We start from the raw sequence: 4,495 nt of genomic DNA on the forward strand, positions 1-4,495 counted from the left end.
CACCTCGGCCGGCAGCCGGCCGGGCGGCGGGGGGGGGGGGCCCGCCCCCCCCCCACGAACGGGCATCGGTGGTGGCGACCCAGAGCGGGGCGGCGACGCCGTCGACGCCCGGCTCGTCCTCCCAGGCGGTCCACACGTCGCCCAGCCGCAGGCCGAGGGCGAACCGGGCCTCCCAGCGGTCGCCCGTGATGCTCCACGGCGGCAGCGTGGTTTCGGATTCCTTCGGTACGTGGTCGTCGCGGACGACATCGCGGAAGATCCGCAGGTCCTGCCGCTGGTTGCGCATCAGCATGAACGCGGAGTGAGGGCTGAAGCGTCCCTGAGCCAGGTCGCGTTCGACGGTGAGCTTGAGCAGCCCCCAGCAGAGCAGGGGGGTGTCCCAGGGGGTGAGGACGATGCCTCCGGGCCGGGTCTGCTCGATCCAGGCCCAGGGCACGCGGCGGACCGAACAGGTGGAGACGATCCGGTCGTACGGCTGACGTCGGGGCCGGCCCAGGGAGCCGTCTCCGCAGATCAGGTCCACGTCGAGGCCCGCCGCGTTCAGGGACGCCCACGCCTGCTCGGAGACCTCGGAGTCGATCTCGATCGAGGTGACGCATCCGGAGCCGAGGCGGTGAGCGAGCAGGGCCGCGTTCCAGCCGGTGCCGGTGCCGATCTCCAGGACGTTCATTCCGGGCCGGACGTCGAGGTCGCGGAGCATGCGGACGACGATCGAGGGGGCGGAGGCGGAGGAGGAGGGCCAAACGTCGGCCGGGTCGGGCGGATCGGCCGATGCCTGGCCGTCGTTGACCTGGGTGACGACGGGGGCGTCGGCGTAGGCCGCCTCGAACCAGCGCTGGTGGTCGGTCGAGAGGTCGCAGGGCTCGTAGCCGCCCCGGTCGTCCTCCAGCCAGATCCGCTCGGGGAGGAAGCGATGGCGCGGGACCGCCTCGATCGCCTCCTGCCACTCGCGAGGGGCAGGGCCGTCGAGCGCTTCGCCGACGGCCCGGAGCAGGCCGCGCACGGCGGCCTGCTCCGGTCGATGCACAGGGTCCGTCACTTGTCGCCCTCGTCCTTCTTGTGCTTCGGGTCGGGCGCCGGGTTCTGTCCGTCGGGGGACGGCTTGCTCGTGCCGGGGTCCTTCTTTCCGCCGTGCTTGCCGCCGCTGGGCTTGTCGGTTCCCCAACCCATGCTTCCTCCTTGAGCGTCGATGAGCGTTGGTGATCCCGTGCCGCGGCGGCGCGGGGCGGGGGCTCGCCCGCCGGGGGGTGGGCGGCGGGGGGGCGGTGGGCCCCCCCCACCCCGAGTCCCCCCGTGGCGGGGTGGGGGGGTGGGTGCCCCCCGGCCCCCCCCGGGGGCCCGGCGTCGCGGACGGGAGTTCAGTGGGAGTGGTTGATCAGCACCAGGGCCGCGGCGATGACGTGCAGTCCGGCAGCGGCGGACACCCCGTAGGCGGCCCAGACCCGGGCGAGGTCGGGGGCGGTGGGCGGCGGCGCATCGTCGGAGGCGCAACTCTCCTCCGGCGGTCGCGGGTTCACCGGGGGATCGGCGCGGGCGCCACAAGGTCGGCGTGGACGACCTTCCCGAACGGGAGGAGCGTGACGCCCCAGCGGCCGCGAGTGAGCCGGTGGACCATCGCCAGGCCCCGGCCGGACGTGGCGTCCGGCCCGGCCTGGACCATCACGGGCATCGAGCGGGAACCGTCACCGACGAGGATGCGGACGATCCGGTCGGTCGGACGGCGAACGCCGACGAGAATGCGGGTCTGGCAGCAGGTCTTGAAGGAGTTGGTGACCAACTCGCTGACGATCACGGCGGCGTCGTCCACCAGGTCGCCCAGGCCCCATTCCCGCAGCGTCGCCGCGACGAACCGGCGGGCAGCTCCCACCGACTCGGGCCGGTAGGGCAGGCAGACGGTTGCCGGCGCGGTGAGCTCACCACCAGCGGACTCGGTGTTGGCGGTTTCTGGAGGGCAGCGAGGCCGCTCCCTGCCGACGTCTGAGAGTGCTGGCAGCGCGCTGGGTGGAGACATTGAGGTCACTCCCTCGGGTGGTCCAACTGATCCCTCCCTGGACCCTGATCTGCCAGCGAGGTATTCCTAGTTCACCGGCTCGGGACAGCGCGTGGGGCCTGAGCGACCGGACGTTTCACCGGACCTTTGGGTTTGGCCGATGTCTCCGACTGCTGGGGAGGTTCTGTGGCAGCACGATCACTCGCTGGACTGAGGAAGGCCGCTGGATACACGCAAGAGAGCTTTGTTGCAGCGTTTCTCGACATGGCGCAACGTATAGATGTCCGCGCTGCGGTGAGCGTTCGTCACCTCAGGAGGTGGGAATCTCCCAGCCCGCCGTTGCCACATCCTGGCCAACAAGCGGTGCTCGAAGCATTGTTGGGGGTTCCGCTTGATGAGCTGGGTTTCACGGTGCCGCCCGAGCGGGCCCGCAGCATCCCGAGCAGCGGGTGTCAGGAGGGCGCGGTGCAGCGGCGACAGTTCGTTGTAGACGTCGGAGTACTTCTTGGGGCTTCCGTTCTCGCCCCCGCGCAGACTGGTCGCCGGATCGGTGCGGCCGATGTTCAGGTGTTCAGATCCAAGGTTGCCGACCTGTACACCATCGATCACGCGCAAGGCGGCCGCATCGCCCGGCAGGCTGCCGCGCGCGTTCTGCAGAGCGTTGAGAAGGCCATGACCGGAGGGATTTACATCGCCCCGGTCGGGCGTGACCTACATGCCCTGGTCGGAACGCTGTTTTCCCATCTCGGCTGGATTGAGTTCGACGCGGGAAGGATGGCTGCTGCCCGCGCGGCATGTACTGAGGCACTGACCTCGGCCCGTCTGGTTGGCGACCCGCTGTTGGAAGTCCGTGCGCTCGACAGCCTGTCCCTGCTCGCCGTCGAGCAGAGAAGGCCGTGGGAGGCACTCGCGGCAGCGACCGCCTCCGGGGAGATCGCGCAGAGACACGGCGGGCCGAAGGTGAAATCAGTGGTCGCCCTGCGACAGGCGCGGGCACTTTCGTCTGCCGGTGACCGTACAGGCGCGCGCCGAGCCCTCTCTCAGGCTCTGACATGGCAGGACCGATCGGACAACGACACTGATGCACCGCCATGGACAGCGTTTGCGGGTCAGGTCGAGGTGGACTACGCAACTGCTGCGTGGCATGTCGAAACTGGGCAACTTGCCTATGCGATCCCGTTCCTTCGATCTGCTGTCCGGCTGCTCGGCCCGACATACAGCCGAAACGCGGCGCTTTACCGGGCACGCCTCGCCGAGGTGCTCATGAAGGCTGGCAATGTCGAGGAGGCTTGTGCAGAGGCGGTAGCCAGCGCCAGTGCGGCGAAGGGAATGACCTCGGCCAGGTTGGCGGACCGGTTGCGTTCGGTGGCGTCGTTGGCGGCCCGAGTTGATACGGCGATGGCGCGAGACTGCGTTGAGGAACTTCGATCGCTCGGGGTTTCGGCCCGGAAACAGAGGACGGTGTGACGGTGGCGGTTCGGCTGTTGGACGGCGAGCAGGCGGTCGAGCTGGAGGGCCAGTTGAAGGAGGTGTTCTCGGAGGCGTTCGCGGAAGCCCCCTACGGCGAGGGGCCGACCGACGTGGAACGGGCGTTTCGCCGGTTCCGCTCGCAGGCGCGTCGGCGGGGGTTCCGGGCGGCCATCGCCTTCGACGGCGACACCGTTGTCGGGATGGCGTACGGCTACCCGCTGTCGGCGAACACCGGATGGTGGGACACCCTGATCGATCCCGTGCCCGAGGACCTCAGGCATGAGGATGGGAAGCGCACGTTCGGTCTCTTCGAGCTGGCGGTCCGACCCCGGTGGCGCCGCCAGGGCGTCGCCACCCGCATGCATCGCGCCCTCATCGAGGGCATCGACAACGCCCGGGTGATGCTGAACACCCGGCCGGAGGCGACTGCCGCCCAGGCGTCCTACCGAGCGTGGGGCTACAGGCGCGTCGGTTCGGCGATCCCGTGGGACGGCGCGGCTCGGCACGACGTGATGGTCCTCGATCCGATCCACCCGGTGGCGCGAGCGTGAGGCCACTCCACTCGGTGTCCGTCGCGGGGGTGGTGGTGCGGGAGGACGGGCGGGTGCTGGCGATTCGGCGGGCCGACAACGGGGCTTGGGAGCCGCCGGGGGGCGTGCTGGAGCTGGGCGAGGGCATCGAAGACGGCGTGTGCCGGGAGGTCTACGAGGAAACCGGGATCCTCGCCGGCGTGGAGCGGCTGACCGGCGTGTACAAGAACCTGCGCCGAGGGGTTGTCGCGCTGGTCTTCCGGTGTCGGCCCGAGGGCGGACAAGTGCGGCTCTCGGATGAGTCGGTCGAGGTCGACTGGATCACGGCGGACGAGGTCTCCGCGCGCATGGCGGAGGTCTATGCCGTGCGGGTGTTGGACGCGCTTCGGGGGGACACGTCGCCGAGTGTCCGGAGCCATGACGGGCGGCGGTTGTTGTGACACGTCGATTGGCCCCCCACCGGGGTTGGGGGGGGGGAACCTTGAGAGAACGGGGGGGCCCCGGG

The 4,495-nt window shown here is 70.2% G+C and carries 7 protein-coding genes; 3 read left to right on the plus strand and 4 right to left on the minus strand.

From position 1 onward, the window contains the following. The 4 genes from ACFV6I_RS22525 to ACFV6I_RS22540 form a co-directional block, all read right to left on the minus strand. Window positions 1-1,039: methyltransferase domain-containing protein (locus ACFV6I_RS22525; protein WP_380427275.1), on the minus strand; the 1,039-nt coding region annotated here is incomplete at its 3' end. Further along, the gene (locus ACFV6I_RS22530; RefSeq protein WP_279634937.1) at window positions 1,036-1,170 is read right to left on the minus strand and encodes a hypothetical protein; all 135 of its coding nucleotides are present in this window, start codon (window positions 1,168-1,170) and stop codon (window positions 1,036-1,038) included. The genes ACFV6I_RS22530 and ACFV6I_RS22525, both read right to left, overlap by 4 nt. 188 nt (window positions 1,171-1,358) lie before the next feature. Then, window positions 1,359-1,517 carry a hypothetical protein gene (locus ACFV6I_RS22535; protein ID WP_380427277.1) on the minus strand — a complete coding sequence of 53 codons (159 nt, stop codon included), beginning with the start codon at window positions 1,515-1,517 and terminating at the stop codon, window positions 1,359-1,361. Beyond that, window positions 1,514-2,011, minus strand: a complete 498-nt coding sequence (locus ACFV6I_RS22540; protein ID WP_380427279.1) for an ATP-binding protein — start codon at window positions 2,009-2,011, stop codon at window positions 1,514-1,516. Before ACFV6I_RS22540 ends, ACFV6I_RS22535 begins: the two co-directional genes overlap by 4 nt. Before the next feature lie 342 nt (window positions 2,012-2,353). On the opposite strand from ACFV6I_RS22540, the gene ACFV6I_RS22545 reads away from it, so the two are divergent. Genes ACFV6I_RS22545 through ACFV6I_RS22555 form a run of 3 tightly spaced genes read left to right on the plus strand, consistent with a single transcriptional unit; the run spans window position 2,354 to window position 4,430 of the window. Further along, window positions 2,354-3,457: a hypothetical protein gene (locus ACFV6I_RS22545; RefSeq protein WP_380427281.1), complete on the plus strand. Its 1,104-nt coding sequence runs from the start codon at window positions 2,354-2,356 to the stop codon at window positions 3,455-3,457. Between the two features lie 2 nt (window positions 3,458-3,459). Continuing rightward, on the plus strand, window positions 3,460-4,011 hold the full coding sequence (locus ACFV6I_RS22550) for a GNAT family N-acetyltransferase (RefSeq protein ID WP_380427283.1): 552 nt from the start codon (window positions 3,460-3,462) through the stop codon (window positions 4,009-4,011). Between the two features lie 14 nt (window positions 4,012-4,025). After that, entirely contained in the window at window positions 4,026-4,430 is a 405-nt protein-coding gene (locus tag ACFV6I_RS22555) for an NUDIX hydrolase (protein WP_380427285.1), read from the plus strand. Window positions 4,431-4,495: the final 65 nt, after the last annotated feature.

Source organism: Kitasatospora sp. NPDC059803 (assembly GCF_042732255.1).
Taxonomy (GTDB): Bacteria; Actinomycetota; Actinomycetes; order Streptomycetales; family Streptomycetaceae; genus Kitasatospora.

Bases quoted from the DNA above. Each gene is read 5' to 3' on its own strand.
- ACFV6I_RS22530 (WP_279634937.1), bottom strand. From the start codon at position 1,170: ATGGGTTGGGGAACCGACAAGCCCAGCGGCGGCAAGCACGGCGGAAAG.
- ACFV6I_RS22540 (WP_380427279.1), bottom strand. From the start codon at position 2,011: ATGTCTCCACCCAGCGCGCTGCCAGCACTCTCAGACGTCGGCAGGGAG.